The 26,598-nt window shown below is 66.8% G+C and carries 27 protein-coding genes; 12 read left to right on the plus strand and 15 right to left on the minus strand.

All coding sequences use genetic code 11. The features are described 5' to 3' along the window. Positions 1–256: 256 nt before the first annotated feature. Positions 257–1,135 (plus strand): ABC transporter permease, encoded by an 879-nt coding sequence (locus AE618_RS11615; protein ID WP_082365200.1) that lies wholly within the window; start codon positions 257–259, stop codon positions 1,133–1,135. Position 1,136: 1 nt separating this feature from the next. Next, positions 1,137–2,525: an FAD-binding oxidoreductase gene (locus AE618_RS11620; RefSeq protein WP_054209235.1), complete on the plus strand. Its 1,389-nt coding sequence runs from the start codon at positions 1,137–1,139 to the stop codon at positions 2,523–2,525. Positions 2,526–2,528: 3 nt separating this feature from the next. Here the strand turns inward: AE618_RS11620 and AE618_RS11625 are convergent, their stop codons facing one another. After that, on the minus strand, positions 2,529–3,476 hold the full coding sequence (locus AE618_RS11625; protein ID WP_054209236.1) for a hypothetical protein: 948 nt from the start codon (positions 3,474–3,476) through the stop codon (positions 2,529–2,531). Between the two features lie 277 nt (positions 3,477–3,753). Here AE618_RS11625 and AE618_RS11630 point away from each other — a divergent pair, with 277 nt between their 5' ends. The 6 genes from AE618_RS11630 (at position 3,754) to AE618_RS11655 (ending at position 8,395) form a co-directional block, all read left to right on the plus strand. Next, positions 3,754–4,899, plus strand: coding sequence for an ABC transporter permease (locus AE618_RS11630; protein ID WP_054209237.1), 1,146 nt, complete (start codon positions 3,754–3,756; stop codon positions 4,897–4,899). A gap of 16 nt (positions 4,900–4,915) precedes the next feature. Then, positions 4,916–5,773, plus strand: coding sequence for an ATP-binding cassette domain-containing protein (locus AE618_RS11635; RefSeq protein ID WP_082365201.1), 858 nt, complete (start codon positions 4,916–4,918; stop codon positions 5,771–5,773). A gap of 3 nt (positions 5,774–5,776) precedes the next feature. Next, positions 5,777–6,919, plus strand: coding sequence for an MlaD family protein (locus AE618_RS11640; RefSeq protein WP_054209238.1), 1,143 nt, complete (start codon positions 5,777–5,779; stop codon positions 6,917–6,919). Positions 6,920–6,923: 4 nt separating this feature from the next. Next, positions 6,924–7,532 (plus strand): ABC-type transport auxiliary lipoprotein family protein, encoded by a 609-nt coding sequence (locus AE618_RS11645; RefSeq protein WP_054209239.1) that lies wholly within the window; start codon positions 6,924–6,926, stop codon positions 7,530–7,532. A 100-nt stretch (positions 7,533–7,632) separates the two neighbouring features. Beyond that, positions 7,633–8,061, plus strand: a complete 429-nt coding sequence (locus AE618_RS11650) for a MerR family transcriptional regulator (RefSeq protein ID WP_054209240.1) — start codon at positions 7,633–7,635, stop codon at positions 8,059–8,061. Beyond that, entirely contained in the window at positions 7,997–8,395 is a 399-nt protein-coding gene (locus AE618_RS11655; protein WP_054209241.1) for a carboxymuconolactone decarboxylase family protein, read from the plus strand. The genes AE618_RS11650 and AE618_RS11655 overlap by 65 nt, the downstream gene beginning before the upstream one ends. 78 nt (positions 8,396–8,473) lie before the next feature. Here the strand turns inward: AE618_RS11655 and AE618_RS11660 are convergent, their stop codons facing one another. Beyond that, entirely contained in the window at positions 8,474–14,239 is a 5,766-nt protein-coding gene (locus AE618_RS11660; RefSeq protein ID WP_054209242.1) for a hypothetical protein, read from the minus strand. Positions 14,240–14,504: 265 nt separating this feature from the next. Between AE618_RS11660 and AE618_RS11665 the strand changes: the two genes are divergently transcribed. Together AE618_RS11665 and AE618_RS11670 are read left to right on the plus strand one after the other, a co-directional pair. Then, on the plus strand, positions 14,505–14,843 hold the full coding sequence (locus tag AE618_RS11665; protein ID WP_054209243.1) for an Hpt domain-containing protein: 339 nt from the start codon (positions 14,505–14,507) through the stop codon (positions 14,841–14,843). Between the two features lie 113 nt (positions 14,844–14,956). After that, positions 14,957–15,277, plus strand: a complete 321-nt coding sequence (locus AE618_RS11670) for a 2Fe-2S iron-sulfur cluster-binding protein (RefSeq protein ID WP_054209244.1) — start codon at positions 14,957–14,959, stop codon at positions 15,275–15,277. Positions 15,278–15,283: 6 nt separating this feature from the next. On the opposite strand, the gene AE618_RS11675 is transcribed toward AE618_RS11670, so the two are convergent. Next, positions 15,284–16,522, minus strand: coding sequence for an MFS transporter (locus AE618_RS11675; RefSeq protein WP_054209245.1), 1,239 nt, complete (start codon positions 16,520–16,522; stop codon positions 15,284–15,286). Positions 16,523–16,755: 233 nt separating this feature from the next. Here AE618_RS11675 and AE618_RS11680 point away from each other — a divergent pair, with 233 nt between their 5' ends. Then, a complete protein-coding gene (locus tag AE618_RS11680) occupies positions 16,756–17,178 on the plus strand; it encodes a universal stress protein (RefSeq protein ID WP_054209246.1) in 423 nt (140 codons plus the stop codon). An 18-nt stretch (positions 17,179–17,196) separates the two neighbouring features. On the opposite strand, the gene AE618_RS11685 is transcribed toward AE618_RS11680, so the two are convergent. From AE618_RS11685 to AE618_RS11705, 5 genes are all read right to left on the minus strand, one after another. After that, a complete protein-coding gene (locus tag AE618_RS11685) occupies positions 17,197–17,799 on the minus strand; it encodes a hypothetical protein (protein ID WP_054209247.1) in 603 nt (200 codons plus the stop codon). A gap of 56 nt (positions 17,800–17,855) precedes the next feature. Then, on the minus strand, positions 17,856–18,128 hold the full coding sequence (locus AE618_RS11690; protein WP_054209248.1) for a BrnA antitoxin family protein: 273 nt from the start codon (positions 18,126–18,128) through the stop codon (positions 17,856–17,858). Beyond that, positions 18,112–18,414 (minus strand): BrnT family toxin, encoded by a 303-nt coding sequence (locus tag AE618_RS11695; RefSeq protein WP_054209249.1) that lies wholly within the window; start codon positions 18,412–18,414, stop codon positions 18,112–18,114. Before AE618_RS11695 ends, AE618_RS11690 begins: the two co-directional genes overlap by 17 nt. A gap of 46 nt (positions 18,415–18,460) precedes the next feature. After that, positions 18,461–19,636, minus strand: a complete 1,176-nt coding sequence (locus AE618_RS11700) for a vWA domain-containing protein (protein WP_054209250.1) — start codon at positions 19,634–19,636, stop codon at positions 18,461–18,463. A 110-nt stretch (positions 19,637–19,746) separates the two neighbouring features. Continuing rightward, the gene (locus tag AE618_RS11705) at positions 19,747–20,019 is read right to left on the minus strand and encodes an HU family DNA-binding protein (protein WP_054209251.1); all 273 of its coding nucleotides are present in this window, start codon (positions 20,017–20,019) and stop codon (positions 19,747–19,749) included. Positions 20,020–20,311: 292 nt separating this feature from the next. On the opposite strand from AE618_RS11705, the gene AE618_RS11710 reads away from it, so the two are divergent. Continuing rightward, the gene (locus AE618_RS11710; RefSeq protein WP_054209252.1) at positions 20,312–21,556 is read left to right on the plus strand and encodes a flavin-dependent oxidoreductase; all 1,245 of its coding nucleotides are present in this window, start codon (positions 20,312–20,314) and stop codon (positions 21,554–21,556) included. A 13-nt stretch (positions 21,557–21,569) separates the two neighbouring features. Here AE618_RS11710 and AE618_RS27320 read toward each other — a convergent pair whose 3' ends face one another. From AE618_RS27320 to AE618_RS11745, 7 genes are all read right to left on the minus strand, one after another. After that, on the minus strand, positions 21,570–22,028 hold the full coding sequence (locus AE618_RS27320) for a PilZ domain-containing protein (protein WP_082365202.1): 459 nt from the start codon (positions 22,026–22,028) through the stop codon (positions 21,570–21,572). A 50-nt stretch (positions 22,029–22,078) separates the two neighbouring features. Next, positions 22,079–22,408 (minus strand): PilZ domain-containing protein, encoded by a 330-nt coding sequence (locus AE618_RS28470; RefSeq protein ID WP_054209254.1) that lies wholly within the window; start codon positions 22,406–22,408, stop codon positions 22,079–22,081. A 121-nt stretch (positions 22,409–22,529) separates the two neighbouring features. Further along, positions 22,530–22,988, minus strand: a complete 459-nt coding sequence (locus tag AE618_RS11725) for a cupin domain-containing protein (RefSeq protein WP_054209543.1) — start codon at positions 22,986–22,988, stop codon at positions 22,530–22,532. A 17-nt stretch (positions 22,989–23,005) separates the two neighbouring features. Continuing rightward, positions 23,006–23,704: an ABC transporter ATP-binding protein gene (locus tag AE618_RS11730; RefSeq protein ID WP_054209255.1), complete on the minus strand. Its 699-nt coding sequence runs from the start codon at positions 23,702–23,704 to the stop codon at positions 23,006–23,008. A 166-nt stretch (positions 23,705–23,870) separates the two neighbouring features. Continuing rightward, positions 23,871–24,620 carry an ABC transporter ATP-binding protein gene (locus AE618_RS11735; RefSeq protein WP_197280762.1) on the minus strand — a complete coding sequence of 250 codons (750 nt, stop codon included), beginning with the start codon at positions 24,618–24,620 and terminating at the stop codon, positions 23,871–23,873. A gap of 19 nt (positions 24,621–24,639) precedes the next feature. Further along, positions 24,640–25,635 (minus strand): branched-chain amino acid ABC transporter permease, encoded by a 996-nt coding sequence (locus AE618_RS11740; protein ID WP_054209257.1) that lies wholly within the window; start codon positions 25,633–25,635, stop codon positions 24,640–24,642. Further along, the gene (locus AE618_RS11745) at positions 25,632–26,558 is read right to left on the minus strand and encodes a branched-chain amino acid ABC transporter permease (RefSeq protein ID WP_054209258.1); all 927 of its coding nucleotides are present in this window, start codon (positions 26,556–26,558) and stop codon (positions 25,632–25,634) included. Before AE618_RS11745 ends, AE618_RS11740 begins: the two co-directional genes overlap by 4 nt. Positions 26,559–26,598: the final 40 nt, after the last annotated feature.

Genomic DNA, 26,598 nt, shown 5'->3' on the forward strand with positions numbered 1-26,598 from the left:
GAGCAGGCACGAGTCGCTAGCGCGCTACGGATGCAGCGCCGCTCGGAGGTGTGCGAGGGGGTGTCGATGTAGGGTGGTGTGCCGGCTCCCTGCGGTCGATGTGGTGGTGGGGGGGGGGGGTGGGGGGTGGGGGCGCCGGAAAGCCGGCCGCCCGCCTGTCTGGCTTCGTGCCGAGCGGCACTGCCCCCCACCCTAACCCTCCCCACCGCAAGCGGGGGGAGGGGATGCGTCCTGCACGTCGCGGCGGAGACTGCCCATGACCGTCTCGACCGGCAGCACGAACGCGAGCAACGGCACGGACGCCGAAGCCCGCCCCGTCTTCGCCACCGAGCCGCGCATCCTGGGCCTGCCGGCCAGCGCCTGGCCGCGCATCCTTGCGCCGATCGTGATCGGCGTCGTCACGCTGGCGGCATGGGAGTTCGCCGTCCGCTGGAACGGGATTCCGCCCTATATCCTGCCGGGCCCACTGCTGATCGGCCAGACGCTGGTCGCCGATTGGGGAACGCTGTCGGGCTCGCTCTGGATCACGCTGCGCATCACCTTCCTGGCGCTGGTGGCGGCGGTCGCCATCGGGGTGACGTTGGCGGTGCTCTTCACCCAGTCGAAATGGCTGGAGATGTCGTTGCTGCCCTATGCGGTGATCCTGCAGGTGACGCCGATCGTGGCCATCGCGCCGCTGATCATCATCTGGGCGGGCGACGTCAACCTCGCGCTGCTGATCTGCGCCTGGATCGTCGCCTTCTTTCCGATCCTGTCGAACACCATCCTCGGGCTCAACTCGGCCGACCACAATCTGGTGAACCTGTTCGAGCTCTATGGGGCGAGCCGTTGGCAGACGATGCGCCATCTCAAGCTGCCGGCGGCCTTGCCCTACTTCCTGGCCGGGCTGAAAATCTCGGGCGGACTGGCCCTGATCGGCGCGGTCGTCGCGGAATTCGTCGCCGGCACCGGCGGCAGCGCCTCGGGGCTGGCCTATCGCATCCTGGAGGCGGGCTACCAGCTCAAGATCCCGCGCGTCTTCGCGGCGCTGCTGATGATCTCGCTGTCGGGCATCGCGATCTTTCTGGCGACGAGCTGGGTCTCGCATATGCTGTTGCGGCGCTGGCACGAGAGCGCACTGAAGCGGGAGAACTGAAATGAGCACCGTGTCCGAACGCAAGCCCAAGCCCGTGCAGCCCTCGCGCTACGACATCGCGGCCCTCAAGAATGATCTCGACGGCATCGCGCTGATCGACGAGGCGCAGGTCGTCCGCAAGCGCTCGCGCGACTTCTTCTGGTATTCGCCGGTCCTGAACCAGCTGCTTGCCGACAAGTCGGCCGACATCATCGCGGCGCCGCGCGACGAGGACGAGGTGATCCGCATCGCCGCAGCCTGCGCCAGGCGGCGTATCCCGCTGACGGTGCGGGCCGCCGGCACCGGCAATTACGGCCAGGCGGTGCCGCTCCAGGGCGGCGTGCTGCTCGACATCACCGGGCTGACCGGCATCGAATGGCAGAAGCCCGGCGTGGTTCGCACGGCGGCGGGCTCCCGCATGCTCGATGTCGACATCGCCATGCGCGACACCGGCTACGAGCAGCGCATGCATCCATCGACCAAGCGCAGCGCAACGGTCGGCGGTTTCGTCGCCGGCGGTTCGGGCGGCGTCGGCTCGGTGACCTATGGCGGCTTGCGCGAGCCCGGCAACATCCTCGCCGCGCGCATCGTCACCGTCGAGGAGGAGCCGCGGGTCATCGAGTTGCGCGACGACGCCGCCCAGAAGGTCAACCGCGCCTATGGCACCACCGGCATCATCACGGCGCTGGAAATGCCGCTGGCACCGGCCTGGCCCTGGATCGATGTCATCGTCGCCTTCGACAGCTACATGGACGCCTTCGAGACGGGTTACGAGGTCGCGCTCGCCGACGGCATCGTCAAGAAGCTGGTCACGCCGATCTCATCGCGGATCACACCCTGTTTCGGCGCTCTCAAGGCTCATTGCCCCGAAGGACAGAGCATCCTGATCTGCATGATCGCCGAGGGCTCGCTCGGCCCGTTCAAGGCGATCATCGGCAAGCGCGGCACGGTGACCTACGAGGCGCCGTCAGAGGAGGGGCCGGGCACCGTCCCGCTCTACGAATACACCTGGAACCACACCACGCTGCAATGGCTCAAGAGCGACCGCTCGATCACCTATCTGCAATGCCTGTTCCCGCATGACCGGCTGGTCGAGAGCGCCCGCGAGACGATTGCGGCCTTCGGCGACGAACTCCTGCCGCATCACGAGTTCATCCGCTTCGGTGGACGTGTGACGGCGAGTGCGCTGCCGATCCTGCGCTATTCGACGCCTGAACGCCTGAACGAGGTGATGGCGCTGCACGAGGCGGCAGGCGTCTTCATCGCCAACCCCCATGTCGTCTCGCTGGAGGAGGGCAGCCGTCACAAGCGGGCGGATGCCGACCAGCTCGGCTTCAAGCGCGAGGTCGATCCGCGCGGCCTGCTCAATCCCGGCAAGATGACGAGCTTCGTCGCGGATCCCACCGACTAGGGATCAGGCGAAATAGACAAGCTTCTTGTCGGCCGGCAGCGCTTCGAGTTCGCGCAGGCCTGCCTCCGAACCCAAGGCAGGCGAGGCAGCCAGCGCCGGTAGCTCATCGACGATCCGTTGCTGGAAGGCGGCGACCTGGGAGGGTTGTTCCGTCGCGTCGGCCGTCGCTTCGTCAGCCGGTTCTAGGAAGACGATGTCGTCGTCGAGCGGGTGGATCGAGCCGATCCTTGGCGCCATGTCCCCGAGCACGTCCGTGACGGCGGAATGGCTCATGGCGCTGGCCGGGGCGTGATCCTCGATGTCGATGATGTCGACGTCGTCATAGCCGTTCAGCGACGCGGCCTTGCGCGGGGTGAGGTCCATGGTCCGGTAGGAGGAGGATGGGAAGGCCTCTGCCGCCGCCCTGGCATCCGTAGACAGGCCGGCGACGGCGCGCAGGCTGCTGTCGAGCATCGCGATGGTGTCGGCGATCTTGTCGATCTGCTGCACGGTGCCGTCGACGATCATGGTCGCCGCGGATATTTCGGCGGCGCGCTGGTCGAGCATGTCGCAAAGAGCTTCGTTGGCGCCGGCTTCCCGCAGGCTCCAGGCAGCCTCCTGCATGCTTTCCGTGGCGTGGACGATACGGCCTGCTGCCGTCGCGATCCGCGCCGCCAGGCCTGAGGCGCGCTCGTCGGCCTTGCCGCTGATCCGCTCCAGGTCGATGCGCAGATCGGCGATGAGGGCTGCCGCCTCGCTGATATCGGCATCGGCGGCCTGCTCGGGTTGGCCGATGCCGACCACCCGCTCGATCCGCCCGATCGCGCCGAGAAGCTGCATCGTGTCGGCCTGCCGGTTGCGCTTGGCGAATTCGGCCATGAACCAGCGGCCGCGGGCCGTCTCCATGACTGCGGATTCGATCGCCTCGTAGTCCGTTTCGCTCAGCGGTGTCAGGGACCGCGCTTCGCTCATGACCGACCTGTTCTTGAAAGGCTGGCCGAATCGAATTCCGCCAGTCGAGATGCACCGCTGGGAAACCTGCGACCAGATTGCTTAAGGAAGCGTTTCTCGTGCCGAAGCCGCGGCCGGCGCGGCTCGCTTCGCCGGGATCGCCGGCTGTGTCTGCGATGCCCTTGCCAAGGTCGATTCGCACGGCGATACAGGCAGCGGGGGCAAGCCGGCGTCTGTGACACGCGCCGCGGGTTGATGAAGAACCGTCGAGCGCGGGCGAGGGACATCACGCAAAGCCATGGCGAGCCCTGATACTGCCGAGCCGCAAGCCGTCTTTCGCGACGACGACGGCACGCTTGCCGTGGTGCTCGCCGGTTCATGGAGCGCCGATCGCGCGCCCCGCATCGAAAGCCTCGCCAAGGAAATCGCGGAGCGCGTCGAGAAGGCATCGCACGCCCGGTTCGATCTGTCGGCCGTGGTCCGGCTCGATACGCTGGGCGCCTATGTCCTGAACCGCATCAAGCATCAGCAGGAGGCGGCGGGCTCTGGCGTCGAGATCGTCAGCAAGCGGCCCGAGCATGGCATATTGCTCGCCGAGGTCGGCGTGCATGACCATTATGCGTCGCCGGCGGACAACCAGTTCCGCGTCGTCGATGTGCTCGTCAATATCGGCGAGGCGGTCGTCCGCTTCGGCCGTGACATTGTGGGCGGGGCGATGTTCCTGGGCGAGGTGGTCGTCGGCTCGGCCGGCGTCGTGTTCGGCCCCCGCAAGTTTCGCGGGCCCTCCCTGGTCAATCAGATCGAGATGATCGCCTTCAACGGCGCGCCGATCATCATGCTGATCTCGTTTCTGGTGGGCTGCATCGTCGCACAGCAGGGCATCTTCCAGTTGCAGCAGTTCGGCGCCACCGTCTTCGTCGTGAACCTCACGGGTATCCTGATCTTGCGTGAACTCGGGGTGCTGCTGACCTCGATCATGATCGCGGGCCGTTCCGGTTCGGCCTTTACCGCCGAAATCGGCTCCATGAAGATGCGCGAGGAGATCGATGCGCTGCGGGTCATGGGTCTCGACCCGATCGAGGTGCTGGTCGTGCCGCGCATCCTCGCGCTGGTGATCTCGCTGCCGATCCTGACCTTCATCTCGTCGATGGCGGGTCTGACGGGTGCGGCGCTGGTTTCGTGGCTCTACGGCAATATCGGCATCGACACCTTCCTGGCGCGCCTGCAATCGGTCATCACCTGGAAGCACTTCGCCGTCGGCCTCATAAAAGCGCCGTTCATGGCCTTTGTCATTGGGCTGATCGCCTCGATCGAGGGCCTGGCCGTCAAGGGCTCGGCGGAATCGCTCGGGCGCCAGGTCACCGCTTCGGTGGTGAAGGCGATCTTCATGGTCATCGTCGTCGATGGCCTTTTTGCCATTTTCTTCGCATCCATCGAATTCTGAGGATCGTATCCCGCGGATGAGCGAGCAGGGAATTCACGAGGCAGGACCGACGCATCAGGCTGTGACGCCGTCTGACGCGTCTGGCCCGGCCAAGGGCGAAGTCGTCATCCGCGTGCATGACCTCAAGGTCGCGTTCGGCGAGAAGGTCATCATGGACGGGCTCGATCTCGACGTGATGCGCGGCGAGATCCTTGGTTTCGTCGGCGGCTCCGGCCAGGGTAAATCCGTGCTGACCCGAACGATCCTGGGGCTGGTCCAGAAGTCGCGCGGCACGATCGAGGTCTTCGGCGAGGATGTCGACAAGCTGAACCCGGTCCAGCGCCGGACGCTGGAGCGGCGCTTCGGCGTCATGTTCCAGCAGGGCGCGCTGTTTTCGGCGCTCACCGTCAAGCAGAACATCCAGGTGCCGATGCGCGAGTATCTCAAACTCTCGCCCGCCCTGCTCGACGAGATGGCGATGGTGAAGCTCGATCTCGTCGGTCTGCCCGCCGATGCTGCCGACAAGTCGCCGTCGGAACTGTCGGGCGGCATGATCAAGCGCGCCGCGCTCGCTCGCGCGCTGGCGCTCGATCCCGACATCGTCTTCCTGGACGAGCCGACCTCGGGGCTCGACCCGATCGGCGCGGCCGAGTTCGACGCATTGATCGTGACGCTGAAGCAGACTTTGGGGCTGACCGTGTTCATGGTAACCCACGATCTGGACAGCCTGTATTCCGCCTGCGACCGGATCGGCGCGCTGGCGGACAAGAAGGTCATCGCGGTCGGTCCGCTGGCCACGATGCTGGCATCCGACCATCCATGGCTCAAGGCCTATTTCGGCGGCGAGCGGGCACAGGCCCGCCTGCCACCCGAGCAACGGGAAAAAACAGTCTAGGCCATGGAATCGAGGGCAAATTATGCGCTGGTCGGACTGTTCACGCTCGCCGTTCTGGCTGCGCTGTTTGGTTTCGTCTACTGGTTCAACAGTGGTGGAGCCGGGAAGCGGGCCGATGTGCGGGTCATCTTCAGCGGCACGGTGACGGGCCTCGGGCGCGGCTCCAGCGTGCTGTTCAACGGCCTGCGCGTCGGCGAGGTGACGCGAATCGAGCTTCAGCCCGACGATCCGCGGCGCATCTACGCGGTGATCCAGGTCGATCGCTCGACGCCGCTGCGCGTCGATACGCGGGCTCGCATCGAGTCGCAGGGGCTGGCCGGTGTCGTCGCCGTGCAACTGATCGGCGGAGATCCCAATTCGGCCGTGCTGCAAGCGCAGCCCGGCCAGGCGCTGCCGACGATCATCGCCGAGCGCTCAGAGTTCCAGGACATCCTCGAGACGGTCCGCACGATCGCAAAGCGCGCCGAGGACGTGCTCGGCAGCGTCGAGGGGCTCGTCAAGGACAATGCTGGCCCGATCAGCAACACGGTCCGCAACGTCGAGAGGTTCTCGGCCGCGCTCGGCAACAACTCGGATGGCGTCGACAAGCTGATGAAGAGCTTCGGCACGATTGCCGAGACCATCACGCCGCTTTCGCAGAAACTCGGCGTCCTCAGCGAGGAACTGACGCAGATCGTTCGCTCCGTCGACCAGAAGAAGGTCTCGTCGATCGTCGACAACGTCGACAGGTTCACCGCGGCGCTGGGCGGTTCCAGCGGCGATGTCGGCAAGGCGGTCAAGGATGTCGCCTCGATTACCGATAAGCTCAACAAGGCGGCCGACCAGGTCGAGGGCGTGCTGAAGAGCGCGCAAGCCTTCCTCGATACGGCCGCCGGCGAAAATGGCCGCAGCGCCTTCTCCGAGGTCAGCGACGCCGCCAAGTCGATCCGCGTGCTCGCCGACAACCTCGACAAGCGCACCGCGGAGATCACCGCCGGCATCAGCCGGTTCACCGGGCCGGGCCTGCGCGACATCGAAACGCTGGCGAGCGACGGCCGTCGCACGCTGACGGACCTAAACCGCACCCTGCGGAGTTTGGAACGCAACCCGCAGCAGTTCATCTTCGGCGGCAAGCCCCCGCTTCCTCAATATGGTGGATCCCGCTAGACCGATGACGATCAAGGCCCCGCTCGTGCCGCAAGCCCTTTTCCGCAAACCCACCATCATCGCCGTGGCGCTGACCGCCGGCGTGCTCCTCACAGCGTGTGGCGGCGGCAGCGCGCCGACAACCTACGACCTCTCTGCCCCGCGCGATTTCGGACGCCTCGGCGGCTCGCGCGCGACACTCGTTGTGGCCGAGCCCACAACCGTCCAGGCGCTCGATTCCGATCGGGTCATCGTCAAGGATTCGACCGGCGCGCTCTCCTTCCTTGGCGGCGCGCAATGGGCCGACCGTGTGCCCAAGCTGGTGCAGGTCAGGCTGATCCAGACCTTCGAGAACGGCAACCGGCTCGGCTCCGTGGCGCGTCCGGGTGATCGCATCACGCCTGAGGTGCAACTGGTCACCGACATCCGCAGCTTCAACATCGATGCCGCCAGCGGCACCGCTGTGGTCGAGATCACCGCCAAGCTGGTTGGCGACCGGACCGGCGACATCAGGCGCGCGCGGCTGTTCTCGGCCCGCGTTCCGGCCGGTGCCGTCGATGGCGCGGGTGCCGCTCAGGCGCTCGACCGCGCGCTGTCGCAGGTGCTGATCGAGATCGTGCGCTGGGCACGCTGAGGCCGCAGCGACGCGGTCACTTTGACAGTCTTTTACCTGCTTGACTTGGAGCGCACTCGAAGGGGTAGCTGTTCCTGCGTCGAAAACGGAAGAGACCGTCATGAAGATCGGCGAACTCGCCAGGCGCTGCGGGCTGACCGCCCATACCCTCCGCTACTACGAGCGGATCGGGCTCCTGCCCTATGCGGATCGAGACGCAGGGCAGCAGCGTGACTACGATGCCTCCATCCTTGTCTGGATCGAATTCCTCCATCGTCTGAAAACGACGGGGATGCCGATCCGCGACATGCTGCGCTACGCGAAGCTGCGCGGTACGGGCGACGCCACCAATGGCGAGCGTCGCCTGTTGCTGGAGACGCATCGCGTCGCCGTCGCGGCCCGCATCGCCAGTCTTCAGGATTCCCTCTCCGTCCTCGATGCCAAGATCGCCGGCTATGGCGAAGCGGAACAAGGGCTTTCCACACATGCTCCAGTCATCGAAACCGAATCCGGACGACCGTTACGTGCGCGGACAGCGCGCGCTCGCTGAAATCGACGGTGCCGCCGGTCAAGCCGTCATCGACGCGCTGGCCGACATAGCGCCCGACTTTGCGCGCTATGTGCTCGAATTTCCGTTTGGCGACATCTATTCGCGACCGGGCCTTGATCTCCGCAGCCGTGAGATCGCGACCATCGCCGCGCTGGCGGCCTTGGGCAATGCCGCGCCGCAGCTCAAGGTCCATATCCGCGCCGGGTTGAATGTCGGCCTCACCCAGGCTGAGATCGTCGAAATCCTGATCCAGATGGCCGTCTATGCCGGCTTTCCCGCCGCGCTGAACGGTCTGTTCGTTGCGCGCGAGGTGTTCGCGAGCAAACCGGCCTGAGGCTGGGGCTGCCTGAAAGCAAGAAGGGCCGCCCATGTCGGGCGGCCCTTCTGTCGTCATATCACCTCGGCGATCACCTCACTCGAAGCGGCCGCTCGCATGCGCCAGCATCGTGTAGACCTTGCCGGTCTCCGAGGTCAGGTAGGTCTTGGCGACGATCGAGTCGCGGTCGTCCTTGGCGGCTTCCGCGAGCAGGCGCTCGAACTCGTCGATATAGCGGTCGACGGTCTCCTTGAACTCCGCGTCCCGACGGTACTTCCGGCGGATCTCGTCGAAGGTCTGCTGGCCCTGCAGCGTGTAGAGGCGGCGGGTGAAGACGTTGCGCTCGCCGCGCTTGTAGCGGTCCCACAGCTCGACCGCCGCGTCATGGTCGATCATCCGGGCGATATCGACCGAGAGCGAGTCGAGCCGCTCGATCGAATGCGCCGTCGGCTTAGGCGTTTCCGGAGCCTTCTCCTCGCGCGAGGCGCGGTTAAGCAGGTCCGACAGCCAGCCGACCTTGGCCGGCGGCTGGGCCTCCGGCGTGGGCTGGCGACGCGGAAGCTCCTGCACGGGCACCGGGGCAGGGCGGGGCGCCGGGGCGGGCGCAGGCCGTGCCTCTGCGTGAGGAGCCGGGGTGGCAGGCTCCGGCGTCGCGTCGAGCGAGGGCCGCAGTTCCATCGCCTCGGCGGTGGGCAGACGCGCCTGCGTCACGGTGGTGGTCGCATAGGCCGGTTCCTGCCGGGGCTGGGCGCTCGCGGCCGAGCGGCGGCTCTGGCCGGTATCGACGGGCAGGGCGACGTCGCTGCGGCGGCCCGAGCGGGTGACGATCTCGGTCAGCTCATTGAGCGCCTTGATCTGCTCGGCGACGACGCGGCGCATGGCCGAGGTCGATTCCTGTGTTTCGCGCGGCAGGTCGAGCACGCCGCGCTTCAGCTCCGCCCGGGTCTCCTCCAGCTCGCGCTGGATCTCGGCGGCGACGCCGCGCATATCCTGCGCCGCGCCCTGGAAGCGTTCCGTGACCTTGGCCAGTTCGCTGCCGACCTCGCTGGAAACCTGCTCGTAAGCCTGGCGCAAGGCCTGGGCGGTCCGGTCGCGTTCCTTGCCGGTGGTGGCGCGGATCAGCTCGAACTGCTGCGAGATCGCGGTGGTCGTGGCCTCGGCGGAATCGCTCAGCACGCCGCCGATCTGGCGGGCGCGTGCCTCGGCGGTGCTCAGCGACTCGTCCATCAGCGCCGCGAAGGAGCGGGTGATCGACTCGACGTCGTCGGTCCGGTTGGCGATGAGGCCATGAATCTCCTCGAGCGAGCCCTGGCGCTCGGCCAGCGCCTTGCCGACGCGGGCCTCGACCTGTTCCAGACGGCTCGCGACGGCATGCAGAGCAGCCGTGCTGGCCTGGGTGACCTGGCCCAGCGAAGCTCCTTTGTCGTCGAGCTGGCCGACGAGCGCGGTGGTCTCGCGCAGCGTGCCTTCCGAGAACGCTTTCAAATCCGCGACCTGAGCGGCGATTTGCTCCGAAGCCTTCCCGGTCTCGTCCATCACGGTCGCGATTACGCTCTGCAGGTCGCCGACACGGGCGGACAACCCACCCTCGACGGCGGCGAGATTCTTGTTCGCGCCGTTGACGATCTGCTGCATCAGCTTGTTGGCCTCGCCCAGACGGCCGAGCATGCCGCCGAGCTCGCTGCGAAGCTGCTCATTGGTCTTGACCAGCGCATCGACGGACTGCCGCGTGCCATGCTCCAGCGTCTCGCGCAGGCCGCTGGACGAGGTGTCGAGCGCGTTCGTGATCGCGGCGCCGCGTTCGCGCAGCCCCTCGATGATCGACGAACCACGGCTCTCGATCGCCCGCACAACGGTCTCGCCGACCATGGCGACTTCGTTGGCAATCGCCTCGCCGCGCTGGCCCAGCGCCGCGACCATGCCGCCGCCCCTGTCCTCGAACAGCAGGCGAAGGGTTTCCTCACGGTCGCCCAGCGCCGCCGCAATGGCGTCGCCGCGCTGGCCGAGAGCGGTGACCATGCCGACGCCCTTGTCGTCGAACAGAACGCGCAGCTCCTCGGTCCGCTCGCCAAGCGAAGCGGCGATCGCGTCCGACTTGCTCTGCAGCGTGTCGGCGATCTCCTGGCCGCGCGTGTCGAGCGTGCCCGAAACCGTGTCGAGCCGGTTGACCACGCGCTCCTCGAAGCGGGCGACGCTGCGGTCGAGCGTATCAGCGATCTGGAGCGCCCGGCCGCCGAGCGTGGCGTTGATCGTGTCGGCCTTGTCGCTGAGCGTGCGGGTGAGCGACTCGCTCTTGGAGGTGACGACCTCGCCGATCTCGTCGGCCTTGGCGGCAAGCGCGCGGGTGACCTCGCGGCCACCTTCGGCCAGGACGCGGGCGATGTCGACCGTGCGTTCGACCAGCGCCTCGTTCAGCGCCGTGGCGCGGGCGCCGAGGCTGCCGTCGATCCGGGCGATCAGGCTGTCGAGCGAGGTGGCGATCTCGGCGCTCTTGGCGCCCGAACGCTCCTCGAACAGCTTGATCTGACTCTCCATCGCATCGGTCGCCTCGCGCGTCCGGTCGGCGAGAATGCCCGCCGCTTCCGTCGCACGCGCACCCACCCGGTCCGCCAGCGCCATGCCGTCTTCGCCGATCAGCTTCTCGACCTGGGCGATCCCCGTCGTCACGGCCGCGGTCAGGGCCTGCGTATCGTCGGACAGCCTGTTGGTCAGATCGCCGCCCTTGTGGATGATGACGTCCTCGAAAGCCGCCAGGCGCGAGCCGAGCGCGGTCTCCACATGCCGGCCCTGGTTCTCGAAGAGCTCCGCGAAGGCGCTGAGCCGTTCGCCCATGGTGGTCTCGATCTCGCGGCCCTGCTCGTCGAAGAGCCGGTTCAGCGCGTCGTGACGGCCGGCAAGCGCCTCCGTCAGCGCCTGGGCGCGGCCCTCGACCGAGCGCAGCATCGATTCGGCATTGGCCGACAGCGCCTCGTTGACGCGCCCGCCCTGCTGCGTCAGCGCCAGCACGATCTCCTTGCCGGTGCCGGCGAGCTGGACGCGCGCCTCCTCGGCATGAACCGTGAAGGTCTCGCGCAGCCCCTGCGTCGCCTGCGCGACCCGGTCGGCGACATCGCGGCCGTCGACATTGATGGTTTCGGTCAGGGCGCGGGTGGCGTCGCCCATCCGGCGCGCCAGATCCTCGCTCTGCTCGCCGAGCAGGGTATGAACTTCGCGGCCGGTGCTGACCAGATCGCGCAGCATCGCCTCGCGCTGGTCGCCGAGCAGCGAGCCGACCTGTTCGCCGGTCTCGCTGAGGCGGGTCAGGAAGCCGCTCTGCTGTTGTTCGAGCGCCGCCTGGGCTGTTTCGGTGGCGTCCCTGAGCCGGGCAGCAAGCGCCGCGCCACGCTCGTCGAGCCGCTGGTGCAGGCTCTCGCCGGTCTCTGCCAGCCTGGTGATCAGGGCGCCGCTGCGCTCTGCCAGAACGCCATGGACCGAGCGGCCGACATCGGCCACGCGGCTGACCAGCGCCTGGCTCTCATTGCCGAGGAGATCCTTCACCTCGAGGCCGGCCTGGGACAGCTTCACGGTGAAGGCGGCAGCCTGCTCGTCGAGCAGCGCGCCGACCCTGGAGCCGGTCTCGGACAGGCTCGCGGTCAGGGCATCGCTTTGCGCGCCGATCAGGCTGTGGACCTGCTCGCCGGCCTGGCCCAGGCGCAGGACGATCGTCTCGCTCTGGTCTTCGAGAAGCTTGGCGACATCGGCGCCGGTGCCCGACACGCGCGAGATCAGCGTCTCGCTCTGGTCGGCCAGCAACTGGGCGACATCGGTCCCCGTGCCAGACACGCGCGAGACGAGCGCATCGCTCTGATCCGCAAGCAGCTTGGCGACATCCGAGCCCGTGCCGGACACGCGCGAAACGAGCGCCTCGCTCTGATCCGCAAGCAGCCTGGCGACGTCCGAGCCCGTGCCGGACACGCGCGAGACGAGCGCGTCGCTTTGATCGGCAAGAAGTTTGGCGACGTCCGAACCCGTACCGGACACACGCGAGACCAGGCTGTCGGCCTGCTCGCCGAGCATCGCCTGGACGGTCTCGCCGGTTTCCGAAAGCCGGGTCACCAGCTTGCCGCCGCGCTCGTCGAGCACGGTCTGGAGACCTTCGGTGACCTCGTTGACGCGCGTCGCCAGCGTCGCGCCATGCCGGCCGACGCTCTCGCCGAGCGACTGGCCGGCTTCGTCGACGCGCAGGATGATGGCGTCGCTGCGCTCGCGCAGAACGTCGTCGACCGTGCGGGCCGTGTCGTTGAGCCGGGTCACCAGAGCGTCGCTCTGCGTGCCGATCAGGGTGTTGACGCTCTCGCCGACTTCGAGAAGGCGCGAGGCGATCATCTCGTTCTGGCGGGTGAGCAGGCCGTTGACGCCGCGTCCGACCTCGGCGAGGCGGGTGGTGACGCTGTCACCCTCTTCGGCGAGCGAGCTGCGCAGGCTTTCGCCGGTCTCGGTCAGGCGAGCCCTCAGGGCCTCGCTCTGGTTCTCGATGAGCGCGACCATGCTGCGGCTGCTGGTCTCGAAGCGCTCCGCCGCTTCGCTGCCGCGCGCGGAGATGTCGTGCGCCAGCGTCTCGCCGGTGGCGCGCAGGGTCTCGTTCACGGTCTCGACGCGGGCGGCAAGTGTATCGGCGACCTGCGAGCCGGTCTCGCTGATCGCGCGGGTCACGGTCTCGGCTCCCGTCGCAAGCCCTTCGGTCAGCACGGCGCCGGTGCGCTCGAGCGAAGCCGCGATCTCGCGGGCGCGGCCGTCGAGCAGGGTCGACAGGCTGTCGCTGGCGCCCGCCAGCCGCTCGCTGACCTCGCCGGATGTGACCTGCAGGCGTTCGACAAGTTCGCCGCCGCGACCGCTGATCTCGTCGATCATGCGTTCGCCGGCGCGCCCGAGCGCCAGGGTGATCTGGTCGCCCTTTTCGCCGAGCGATCCGGTGACACGGTCGCCGGCCTGGGTGACGGCGTCCGCGATGGCGCGGCTGGCGTTGTCGAGATCCTTGGACAGGCTCTCATGAGCGCCGCTGATGGCGAATTTGACGCGCTCGGCATTGCCGACCACGGCCTCCCGCTGCGTCACGAGTTCGTCGATCAGAGAGCGCAACCGGATTTCGTTGTCGGCATAGGCGCGCTCGAGCGTGGCGATCTCGCCGCGCACGATCGTCTCCAGTTCGCCGGCGCGGGCAACCGCGCGCTCGATGCCGTCGCCCATGGCGGCGACCTCGCGGCGGATGGTCTGGCTCAGCGACAAAACGGAATCCGCGCCGACGACCTCTGGCTCGGCCAGCCGCAGGGCGACTTCGGTCATCGCGCGGGCGACGAGGCGCATCTCCTGCGTGCGGCGATAGAGCGCCGCCAGCACGAAGAAGAACACGATCGGCGCGCCGACACACAGCGCGAGGATGGTCCATTCGCCGACGCCGAAGGCGCCGAAACGCGCTGCGAGACCGGTGTCGAGCGAACCGAAGCGGTTGAAGAGCACGAAACCCGCGCCGCCGAGCCAGGCGAGCGAGGCGAGCGCTGCGAACCAGTAGGGCTTGGAGGAGGGACGCACGGAGAAGGCCTGGACGAGCGAGCTCGAATCGCGCCGGTCGTCATTGGCGACGCGGCTCGTGTCGGGCGCGATCGCAGGACGCGGCGGAGCCTGCGGGGCTGCGGCCGACTGGGGCGCGGCCGGCTCGACGCGCGGGAGTTCGAGCTTGAGATCGTTCTCGGTGGTGGCGGGCAGCTTCGGCTCGAGCGCCGGATCGGCGTCGCCCTCGGATCTCGGCTGGTCGAGCCGGAGGGCCTCCTCGATCGCGGACATGGCAGCCTCGGTCGGATCCTGGAGCTTCTTTTGCCGATTCATGCTGTGCCGCCTCGCCACGCTACTGGGACAGGAGCTCGATCATGTTCGCCGCACCCGCCAGGACCGCCTCTGGTCGTGGCAAGGGCAGAAACACTGCGCCCATCGTTTACCAATTGGAAGGGTAGTGGACGCTCTAAGCCTTGGGAACCCGTTTAAGCCGCCGATTCACAAACGTCGTTAACGCCTCATTCACCATGAAGGCGCTTGATGAAGGTCGGGAAACCGCTTCCTCGGCGCCTGCCCATCCATCGTTTCCGAGCCATAAATGCCCCAGACTGCGATCGATCTCGACCATCTCGCCCTCCAGACCGGCGGCGACCAGGACCTCGAGCGGGAGCTGCTGGCTCTCTTCGCCCAGCAATGCGTTCGCCATCTGCGCACCATCCACAACGGCGACGATGCCAGAACCCGCATGGACGCGGCCCACACGTTGAAGGGCGCGGCACGCGCGATCGGCGCGTGGCAGGTGGCCGACGCGGCCGATGCCATCGAGCGCCATCTCGCCGAAACCGACCTGCGCCGGACCGAAGCCGCCATGGATACGCTCGCGCTCGCCGCAGCCGAGGTGCGGGCCGTCATCTCCCGCTACGACGCCGCTGCCTGAAGACGCCGCCAGCCAGGCGCTCGCGTGAGGCCGCGCCCGAGGAAAGTCCTTTCCTCCACGCTTGGAAATGCTCTAAGGCGTGGCGCGCCATCGTCTTTCCGCTGGAGTTCAGGATGCCGAAGATCACCTTCATCGATGCTCGGGGCGAGAGCCGGACTGTCGAGGGCGAGACCGGATCGACGGTGATGGAAGTCGCCATCCGCAACGGCGTGCCGGGCATCGAGGCGGAATGCGGCGGCGCCTGCGCCTGCGCCACCTGCCATGTCTATGTCGATGAGGCCTGGACCGCCAAGACCGGCGCGCCCGAATCGATGGAAGAGGACATGCTCGACTTTGCCTTCGAGGTGAAGCCGACCTCGCGGCTCTCGTGCCAGATCAAGGTCCGCGACGAGCTCGACGGGCTCGTCGTGCGCACGCCGACCCGGCAGGGCTGAGAACGCCTATTCGGCGGCAGCCGGGATCGCCGGCGCCATCACTGTCTCGCTGCCCGGCGCCGGGTGGCGCGGAACGAGGAAGGCCAGGGTCAGCGACACCGTCGCAACGCCCGAGCCGATATAGAACACGATCGCCGGGTCGCGCAGCCAGATCTGCCCGAACGTCACCGGCAGGACCACTGCCGCGATGTGATTGATCGTGAAGGCGACCGCCGAGGTCGGCGCGATGTCGGCCGGATCGGCGATCTTCTGGAAATAAGTCCGCTGCGCCAATGTCAGCGTGAAGAACACGCCATCGACGATGAACAGCGCGCCAGCGACAAAGACGCCCCAGCCGGCGAAATGGCCGTGGCTCGCCAGCGCATAGCCGACGAAGACGAGGATCAGCGAGACGTTCTCGATCTGGATCGTCGCACGCTCGCCGATCCGCCCGACGAGGTTGCCGAGCATCGGCCCCATGAAGGTGTTGATGCCATAGGTCGCGAGCAGGAGCATCGCCGTAGCGGAAACGTCGTAGCCGAAACGCTCGACCAGCAGGAAGCCGCCGAAGGCCATGAAGATCTGCCGGCGTGCGCCCGACATGAAGGTCAGGGCGTAATACAGCCAATAGCGCCGGCGCAGCACGAAACCCTTGTTCTGCGGCACCGCGCCCTGAAAGCGCGGAAACGCCATCCAGGCGATGAGCGAGAGCACCACGACCAGGCTCCCGGCCGCGACGAAGACGATGATGTATCCGGGCTGGAAGACGCGCCAGATCACGGCGATCGTGCCGAAGGCGAGAAGCTGCGCGGTGGCCGAAGCCCCTGCGATCCGGCCCAGCAGACGCGGCGCCTGCGCCTTGGGCAGGAGCTGGAGCTGCAGCGACTGCTGGGCGGTCTCGTAATAGTGGAAGCCGAGCGACATCACCGTGGTCGTCAGCAGGAGCCCGCCGAGCGTGGGATAGAACCCGGTGATGGCCACGCCGATGCCGAGCGTCACCAGGCTGAGATAGGCCAGGATCTGCTCGCGCATGAACCAGAACAGGATGATGGCGGTGAAGGCCAGGAATCCGGGGATCTCGCGCACCGATTGCAGAATGCCGATATCGGAGCCGCTGAAGCCCGCCGCCTCCTTGGCGAAATTGTTGAGCAGCGCGGTCCAACTCGCAAAGCCCAGCCAGTTGATGAAGGCCAGCACCATCAGAAAGGCGGTCGGGGAGCGAAGCAGCGCGGCGAGGCCGCGCGGAGCGGGGGCGATGTCGGTCATCGGACGGACCCAGCAGGAAGCGCAGCCTGGCAGGCGGCTGCATCGCGCGGCAGCGGCGCATGCGGAGCCCTTCCTAGAGCACCCTGCGGTCGCTGGATAGAGGCCTGCCCGCGGGGCGCATATGCGTCCGATCCGGTCTATGATGGCGCCCGGACCGGCACGCTTTGCGCTGGATCATCGCACCTCAACAGGCCCGCGATAGGATGTCGCGACAACGCAGCGAGGAGAGCACGATGTATAAGTCCATTCTGGTTCCCGTCGATATCGCCGAACCCGAGATGGCGGAGCCCGCGATCGGCGCCGCCGTCTCCTTTGCCAAGACCTCGGGTGGCGCCGTCCGGCTCGTCTATGTGCGCTCGCTGGTGCCGATCACCTACATGGAGTTCGTGCCGGCAGACTTCGATGCCGGCCAGCAGGAGGATGCGCAGGCCAAGCTCGCCGCCATTGCCGCCAAGATCGATCTGCCGCCCGAACAGGTCTCGGCCAAGGTGTTGATCGGCTCGGTCCATGGCGAGGTGCTGGCCGAGGCCGATGCCAGCGGCGCGGATCTGATCGTCATCGGCTCGCATGAGCCGGGTATGCTCGCCTATGTGATCGGCTCGAATGCCTCGGCGATCGTGCGGCGGGCGAAATGCTCGGTGCTGGTGGTGCGCTGAGCGCTTCTTCGGAGCCGCTCAGGCGGGGAGGCGTCCCGGCACCAGATCGTCGGGCACCTCGCCGCTGGCGAGTTCGCGCGGCCGGTTGAGCATCACCATAGGCCGGACCTGCCAGAAGGACGCAGCCGTCAGGACGAGGCCGAGCAGGCCGGTCGTATTCGCGCCCTGTAGAAACGCGCGGCTGGTGAAGAAAACGAGCATCAGCAGCGACAGCGCGCTGACCGCAGCCAGCGCAAGCCAGAAGGCGAAGGGCTTGCCGGCGACGAAGCGGGCGCGCGGATTGGCCTTGGCGATCGCGGCGGTCAGGGCGGAGACGAAAGCATGGTAGCGCGCGTCGTCGCGGTCCATGTCGGTCAGAGAGCGCCAGGAGAGGTTGCCGAAGGTGATGCTCTTGCCGTCGCTCAGGCGCAGCTGTGTCTTGAAGCCCTTGGAACTGACATTGCTGGGCGCATAGACGAAACGCACCTGCTCAACCGCCGCCAGCCTGACCCGGTCGACCTTGCGGGTGGTGTCGATCTCGAGCGTGTCGCCGTCGAGCGTATAGGCGATCTCGAAGCCGACAGGCCTCGGACGCTGGCGCCAGGACGGGGGAGGGGTGTCGTCGGGATGATGGGGCTGCATGCGGGGAGCCATAGCGGCTCAAATTGGACTTGTCGCCGGTTTCCCGGCTCGACAACTCATCCCTTCATCGAGTCCATCTTCTCCGACAGCCAGATCTTGATCAGCGACTGATAGGGCACGTCCCGCTTGTTGGCGGCGATCTTGATGCTTTCAAGCAGCGCATTGGGCAGGCGGATCGAGATCGATGTCGAGGACGGCTTCAGGTTCGGAAACCGGACGGATGCTGCTTTGGTCCAATCGACGTAATCCGTGGAATCATGCGCCTCCCAGAAGGCGCGCTCTTCGACCTCGCTCTGAAAGGTCGGGATCGGCTTAAGCGTTTTGCTCATATTGCCTACGCTCCTTGCGATTCATGTCGCGAGCGGAAATGACTCGGATCAGGCTGCTCTCGCGGCGCAGCGTGAAGGTCACATGGAGATGCCGCCCGTCATTCGTGCGCCCAAGCGCGCGCAGCCTTCGTTCGGTTGCGCTGTGCCCCTCATCCTCCGACAGGAGCAGGGGCTCGTTCATGAACACCTGCTCGGCCTCGGCCTGACTGACGTCATGCTTCTCGGCACTCTTTCGCTCGTTGCCCCGATCCCAATCGAAACCAACGATGCGATCGAGATCAATCACAAATGTATATCCTGATCATATACGTTTCAAGCTTGCCACGGCCACATTACCGCGCCAGAACCTTCATCGCGCCGTCAAGCCCGTCCAGCGTCAGCGGGAACATGCGCCCGCCCATCAGCCCGCCGATCTGGCGGATCGACTGGGTGTAGCTCCAGAGGTTCTGCTGGACCGGGTTGAGCCAGACCGATTTCTGGAAGCGGCCGACGATCCGTTCCATCCAGACAGCCCCTGCCTCTTCGTTCCAGTGCTCGACCGATCCGCCCGGCATCGCGATCTCATAGGGGCTCATCGAGGCGTCGCCGACGAAGACGACGCGGTAGTCGGCCGGATAGGTTCGCAGCACGTCCCAGGTCGGGATGACCTGGTCGTGGCGGCGGCGGTTCTCGCGCCAGACCCTCTCATAGGGGCAGTTGTGGAAGTAGAAATGCTCGAAATGCTTGAACTCGGCCCGCGCCGCCGAGAACAGCTCCTCGGCCAGTTCGACATGCCAGTCCATCGAGCCGCCGACATCGAGGAAGAGCAGCACCTTGACCGCGTTGCGCCGCTCGGGCCGCAGCTTGACGTCGAGATAGCCGTGGCGCGCCGTTTCGCTGATCGTCGAGTCGAGGTCGAGTTCCTCGGCCGCACCCGTGCGGGCGAATTTGCGCAGGCGCCGCAGCGCGATGCGGAGGTTACGCACGCCGAGTTCGCGCGTGTCGTCGAAATCCTTGAACTCGCGCTTGTCCCAGACCTTCACCGCACGGAAATTGCGATTGCCGTCCTGGCCGATGCGTACGCCCTCGGGATTGTAGCCATAGGCGCCATAAGGCGAGGTGCCGGCGGTACCGATCCATTTCGAGCCGCCCTGGTGGCGGCCCTTCTGCTCCTCGAGCCGTTGTTTGAGCGTCTCGAAGAGCTTGTCCCAGCCGAGCGCCTCGATCTGGGCCTTCTCCTCGTCGGTGAGGTATTTCTCGGCGAGCTTGCGCAGCCACTCGTCGGGAATGCCGGTCGGCTCGATGCCTTGCCCGAGCGTCTCCATGCCCTTGAAGACCTGGGCGAAGACCTGGTCGAAGCGGTCGAGATGGCGCTCGTCCTTCACCAGGCAACAGCGGGCGAGATAGTAGAACTCATCGACCCGGTGCTCGGCCAGATCGGCCTCGACGCCTTCGAGCAGCGCCAGATATTCCCGCAGCGTGACGGGGATCTTGGCAGCGCGCAGATCGGTGAAGAGCCGCAGGAACATCGCGTTACTGTGCGGCGGAACGTGCCGCGGTCAAGTCATATGGCGGTGTCGATGCGAGCCCGCCGTCACCCCCGCCTGCATGTCGCGGCGGGGGTGACGGCGGCTGACGATCACGCCCCCGCGGCGGCGGGATCCCTCGTCACCTTGAACTTGACGACGGTCTTTGCCGGAACCTTGATCGTGGCGCCCGTCGAGGGGTTGCGGGCCTCGCGGGCCTCGCGCTTGGCGGCCGAGAGCTTGCCGACGCCGCCCAGCGTGATGTCGTCGCCCGACTTCAGCGTCTTGGCGACGATCGTGCCGAGCGAAACGAGAATGGCGGAGACGTCGGTCTTCGACTTGCCGGTCTCGTCCGCGATGGCGGCGATCAGTTCGTTCTTGGTCATGGGATCCTCCTTGGGAGAGTGTTGTGAGGCGTCATGCGTTCAGCCGATTGTCCGCGGCAGAAAGGTCCTACAAAGCACCACTGCCGCTGGTCGCATGACGCGACTGCGGCAGTTGCCACGACCATCGGCGAAATGCGATGCCCGCAGGCCAAGATACGCACAGAAATCGCGTTCGTTCCCGCGAAATGGAAGGCGGATACAACCTTTCGACACGCGCCTCGTCGCCCCGATTGACAAAATGGACGCGATTATTTCAAGCTTGAAATAATAAGCCTGGCCTCGGGGGATTGGCATGAAGGTGATCATCGTCGGCGGTGGGATCGGCGGCCTGACGCTTGCGCTCATGCTGCATGCGCGCGGAATCGAGGCGACGGTCTACGAGCAGTCGGGGGAGATTCGCGAGGTCGGCGTCGGCATCAACACGCTGCCCCATGCCATCCGAGAACTGGCCGAGCTGGGTCTGCTGGCGGAGTTGGATGCGGTCGCGATCCGGACGCGCGAGCTGATTTACATGAACCGCTTCGGCCAGACCGTCTGGCGCGACCCGCGTGGCCTGCATGCCGGCTTGGCCGCGCCGCAGTTCTCGATCCATCGCGGCCGCCTTCAGGGCGTGATCCGGGACGCTGTCATGGCGCGGCTGGGCGAGGGGGCGTTGCGCACCGGCCGCCGGCTGCAGGGCTTCATCCAGGACGAAGGCGGCGTCACCGCTCATTTCGCCGATTCCCGTCGTGGCGAGGCCGGCGAAACCGCGCGCGGCGACATCCTGATCGCGGCCGACGGCATCCATTCGACGGTGCGGGCGCATTATTTCCCCGATCAGGGGCCGCCGCGCTGGAACGGCGTCCAGATGTGGCGCGGCGCCTGCGACTGGCCGCTCTTCCTCGACGGCGAGAGCATGATCATCGCCGGCGGCATGAAGGGAAAGCTGGTGCTCTATCCCATCGCGCCGGGATCAAGTCCGCAGACGCGGCTGACCAACTGGGTGGTCAATATCCGCACCGGGGATCCGGCCAAGCCGCCGCCGAAGGAGGCCTGGTCCAAGCCCGGCCGCCTGGAGGATGTGCTGCCCTTCGCGCGGCGTTTCACGGTGCCGGGCGTCGATATCCTCGCGCTGATCCAGGCCAGCCCCGGCTTCTGGGACTACCCGATGTGCGACCGCGACCCGCTGCCGCGCTGGACCCATGGCCGCGTGACGCTGCTCGGCGATGCCGCCCATCCGATGTATCCGGTCGGGTCGAACGGCGCCTCGCAGGCGATCCTCGATGCCCGCTGCCTCGCCGATCTGCTGGTGAGGGCCGAACATCCGCGCCAGGCGTTGTCAGCCTATGAGGCGCGGCGACTGCCGGCGACGGCCGAGATCGTCGCGCTGAACCGGCATGGCGGCCCCGAGCGCGTCATTGATGCCGTCGAGCAACTGGCGCCAAACGGCTTCGACGATGTCGAGCGCGTGCTGAGCTATGCCCGGCGTGAGGCTATCGTGCAGAGCTATGCCGGCAAGGCGGGTTTTGCCCGCGAACAGCAGGCGAGAATAGGCTGAGACCGACCGGCGCTCAGCCCGATTCTGTGAGTTGCTCGATGCGGCTCTTCATGCGGGCATTGTCCCGCTCGGCCATGCGCAACCGCATCGCGACATCGGCGCCTGCCGCGTCAGTGATCTCCGCGATATCCGTAGGCTCGAAGGAGACGCCGAGCTTCGTTCCGGTACGCCACCTGACATGGGCGTGATAGGAGCGCTGGCGCTGGGCGATTTCGAGCTCGAAATCCGCAGGCAGGAGCACCGTCTCGGTGACGACGATGAGGGCGCCGCCTTCGGAAATGTTGCGCACGACACAGTCGAGCGTTGCGCGACGCTGATTATAGCAGGCTCTTGCCCCCAAAAGAGAGCGCAACCTTGGCGTTTGGCGCCGCTCCGTCATTGTCGTCCGCTTCCAGCCGGCTCTCGCCCGGGCAGCCACCTGCCGCCATGGGGAGACCATGCCAGAAAGTGCGCTGCGACGCAGCAACTGCATCGTTCAGTGTTTAACGATCAGTCTCCTGGATGCGCGAAACCACGGCGTGCTCAACATGGGTGGTTGCGGGCAGCCCGGGTCGCACGCGCTTCGGCGAGCGAAACGACGGTGTCGGCAGCGTCATCACCGGGGTTCAGGAACACGACGCCGACATCGTCGCCGCGACGCCAGCACTGCCGCACGCGCCGGCTATCTGCCTTGTCGGCGATTTGGACTTCGAAGGTATCGGGCAGGGCAATCCAGTCCTGCATGCGCACCATCGCGCCCGTTTCCGACCAGTTGCGGACCGTGCAGGCCAGAACCGACTGGCGCCCGTTGAACACGACGCTGGCGCCTTCGAAGATGCGGGTGCGGGCCTCGCGGCGGCGGTTGGCGATCATCGCTTCCTCCCGTGGTGACGGGCTGCTGCAGCCCGTCATGTCGTTCCATCGGAAGGAGACTGCGGCAAATGCGTCGGCAGCGCAGCCTTTACCTGGGCTTAACCTTACCCCGCAGGGCTCTTCACGCGCCGTCGGGCGGCGGCGGCAGGAAATCGACCTCGTGCTTGGCCGACAGCGCCACGACATCGGCCGGGTTCTGCTGCGCCATCGAGTGGATGCCCCAGAACAGGTCGTAGAGGCGCGCCGTCGGCGACACCCAGAACAGGCACTTCACCGGGGTGTCGCTCTTGTTGAACAGGCCATGCGGGACGTTGCGCGGCAGCCGGATCAGATCACCGGGCAGGGCGTGGCTCTCGGCACCGTCGAGGACGAGGTCGAGCTTGCCTTCCAGCATGTAGATGAACTCGTCCTGCGTCGTGTGGATATGCGGCGGAACGAAGGTGCCGGGCGGAAAGGTCGCGTGCCAGGAGAAGGACTCCGCGCTCAGCGACTTCGGCACATAGGTCTGGCCGAGGATGTTCCACGAGATGGATTCGAGCCCTTCATTGGCCCGGGTCACGCCGGCGGTCAGTGGCTTCATCATGGCAACCTCGCTTGTCAGAAATGCAGGAAGCGGTCTTTGACCGCGCTGTCGCTGCGCAGATCGTCGCTCGTGCCGCGCCAGACGACGCGGCCCTTCTCCAGCACGATATGGCGGTCGGCGATTTTAGCCAAAGCATCCACGTTCTTGTCGATCACCAGGATCGACTCGCCCTCGGCCTTCAGCGCCGCAAGGCAGGCCCAGATCTCCTGCCGGATGATCGGCGCCAACCCTTCGGTCGCCTCATCGAGGATGACGAGCTTGGGGTTCGTCATCAGCGCTCGGCCGATCGCCAGCATCTGCTGCTCGCCGCCCGACAACTGGTTGCCGCGGTTGGCGCGGCGCTCCTTCAGGCGCGGGAAGAAGGCATAGATTCGGCCGATGTCCCAGCGTGCCGTGCCGAAGCGACTGGACGCCGTCGCGATCAGGTTTTCCTCGACGGAGAGCGTCGGGAAGATCATCCGGCCTTCCGGCACGAGCCCGATGCCGGCCTGCGCGATCCTGAACGAGGCGGCGCCGGTCAGATCCTTGCCGCCGACGCTGACCCGACCGGCCTTTGGGTGGATCATGCCCATGATCGCGCGGATCGTCGTGGTCTTGCCCATGCCGTTGCGGCCGAGCAGCGTCACCACCTCGCCCTCGCCGATCGACAGATCGACCCCGAACAGGATCTGCGCCTCGCCATAGCCGGCATCGAGCCCCTCGACGATCAGCATGAGCGAAACTCCCCCGCTGTCTTTCCGGGGCGCGCCGTAGGCGCGAACCCGGAACCCACGACCGGGTGAGACAATTCGACGGCGCCATGACGGGTGTACCCAGTCGTGGGTTCCGGGTTCTTCGCTGCGCGAAGCCCCGGAATGACAAGGGCGGCGTCCTCCCTCATCACCCCTCCTCGCCGAGATAGGCTTCGCGTACGGCTGGATCGGCGCGCACCGCGGCCGGAGCGCCGGACGCGATGACGCGGCCATAGACCAGCACGCTGACGGTGTCGGCCAGCGCGAAGACGGCCTCCATGTCGTGCTCGACCAGCAGCATGGCGTAGCGCCCCTTCAGGCTCGCCAGCAGCGCGATCAGCCGCTCGCCCTCCTCGCGGCCGACGCCGGCCAGGGGCTCGTCGAGCAGGATCGCGGCCGGCTCCAGCGTCAGCGCCATCGCGATCTCGAGCGCGCGCTTCTCGCCATGCGACAGCCGCCCGGCCAGCACATGAGCGCGCTCGGTCAGGCCGACGGCCTCGATCGCGGCCCAGGCCGGGCGGTTCAGGCTCTCGTCGCGGGCGGCGTTGCGGAACAGGGCGAGCGGACGCGCGGACCGGGCCTGAACGCCGAGCGCGACATTCTCCAGCACCGACAGCGAAGGGATCGTTGAGGTGATCTGGAAGGTTCGCGCGAGGCCGGCCCGTGCGCGCTTCTCCGGGGGCAGGGCGGTGATGTCGTGACCGCGGAAGCGGATGCTGCCGGTATCGGGCCTCAGCATGCCTGAGATCTGATGCACCAGCGTGGTCTTGCCGGCACCGTTGGGCCCGATCAGCGCATGCAGCTCGCCGGGCGCCACCGACAGGCTCACACCATCCGTGACCTTCAGCGCGCCAAACGCCTTCCGCAGCCCCGACAGGACCAGCACCGGCTCAGCCACGGGTTTAGCGATCCCGGTTTCAGTCATGGCGACCGGCCCCGAGCTTGCGCATCAACCCGACCAGCCCGCCGCGTGTGAATAGCACGAACAGCACGATCATCGGCCCGAAGATCACCTTCCAATGCTCGGTCCAGCCCGACAGAATGTCCTCGGCGAAGAGGAAGGCGAGCGCTCCGATGATCGCGCCATGCAGGCTGCCGACGCCACCGAGCACGACCATGAAGATCAGCTCGCCTGAGCGCGGCCAGGACATGTAGGCCGGGCTGACGAACTCGGTCTGGTTGGCGAGCAGGAAGCCCGACAGCCCGGCGATCATGCCGCTGATGATGTAGGCGACGAGCCGGATGCGCCCGACATGGAAGCCGGTGACGGCAACGCGGGTCGCGTTCTCGCGCGCGGCGCCCAACACACGTCCGAAGCGCGAGGCGACAATGATGCTGATAAGGCCATAGCAGGCGAGCAGCACGCCCAGCACGACGTAGAAGAAGCCGATGCGGTTCTTGAACGGGTCGAAGCCGAGGATCGTGCTGCGCTCGTAAAGCGTCAGCCCGTCATCACCGCCATAGGCCGAAAGCGCCTGCGCCAGGAAATACACCATCTGGCCGAAGGCCAGCGTGATCATGATGAAGGTGACGCCGCGCGTGCGCAGCGAGACGTAGCCCGTCACCGCTCCAAACAGCGCGCAAAGCGCCAGCACCACCGGCAGGATCAGCAGCGCCTCGGTCCGGCCCTCGGTGATCATGATGCCGGTGGCATAGGCGCCGATCCCCACGAAGGCGGCATGGCCGAAGGAAACCAGTCCTCCCACGCCGAGGATCAGGTCGAGCGAAAGCGCCGCGATCGCGAAGATCATCGCCCGCGTCACCAGCGTCAGCCAATGCGCGGGCAGCCCGAGCGAGACGGCCACCGGCAGCAGCGCCAGCAGGGCAAACAGGGCGATGGCAACGACCGGGCGCCGCCGGGCGGGGGCGGGGATGGCCGCCGATACAGGTGCCGCTGTGCTGGCGAGGCTCATGACCGCCCCTTGGCCGGAAGCAGGCCCTCCGGCCTCACGAACAGCACGATCGCCATGACCAAATAGATCAGCATCGATGACAGCGCCGCGCCCGCTGCCCGTGCCGAGGGCGCGCTCATGAACAGGCGTAAAAGGTCGTTCATGAAGGAGCGGCCGAGCGTGTCGACGAGACCGACGATCAGGGCCCCGACGAAGGCGCCGCGGATCGAGCCGATGCCGCCGACGACGATGACGACGAAGGCGAGGATCAGGATGTTGTCGCCCATGCCGGGCTCGACCGAGAGGATCGGCGCCGCCATCGCGCCGGCGAAGGCCGCCAGCATGGTGCCGAAGGCAAAGACGATCATGAACAGCTTGTTGATGTCGACGCCGAGCGCCGAGACCATCGGCGCGTTCGAGGCGCCGGCGCGCAAAAGCATGCCGGTGCGCGTCCTCTCGACGATGAACCAGAGCAGCGCACCGACCGCGAGGCCGGCGCCGATCAGAGCGAAACGGTAGGTCGGGTAGAGGATGCCGTCGAGCAGCGCGATGTTGCCGGCGAGAAAGGCGGGGATGGGCACGGACAGGGGCGCCGCGCCCCAGACCATCTTGACCCCCTGGTTCAGCAGCAGGATCAGGCCGAAGGTCGCCAGCACCTGGTCGAGATGATCGCGTTCGTAAAGATGTCGGAAGACCAGGAATTCGAGCGCCAGCCCGATCACCAGCGCGGCCGCCAGCGCCAGCACCAGCCCGAGCACGAAGCTCCCGGTGATGCCGACGAAGGTCACGGCGAGATAGGCGCCGAGCATGTACTGCACGCCATGCGCCAGGTTGATGAAGTCCATCACCCCGAAGACGAGCGTCAGCCCCGCCGCCACCAGGAACAGCAGGATGCCGAGCTGGAGACCGTTCAGGACCTGGACGATGAGGAGGCCGGTGGTCATGTCATGTCGCCCGTCATGCTCGGGCTTGACCCGAGCATCT

Source organism: Allobosea vaviloviae, assembly GCF_001298265.1.
Classification (GTDB): domain Bacteria; phylum Pseudomonadota; class Alphaproteobacteria; order Rhizobiales; family Beijerinckiaceae; genus Allobosea; species Allobosea vaviloviae_B.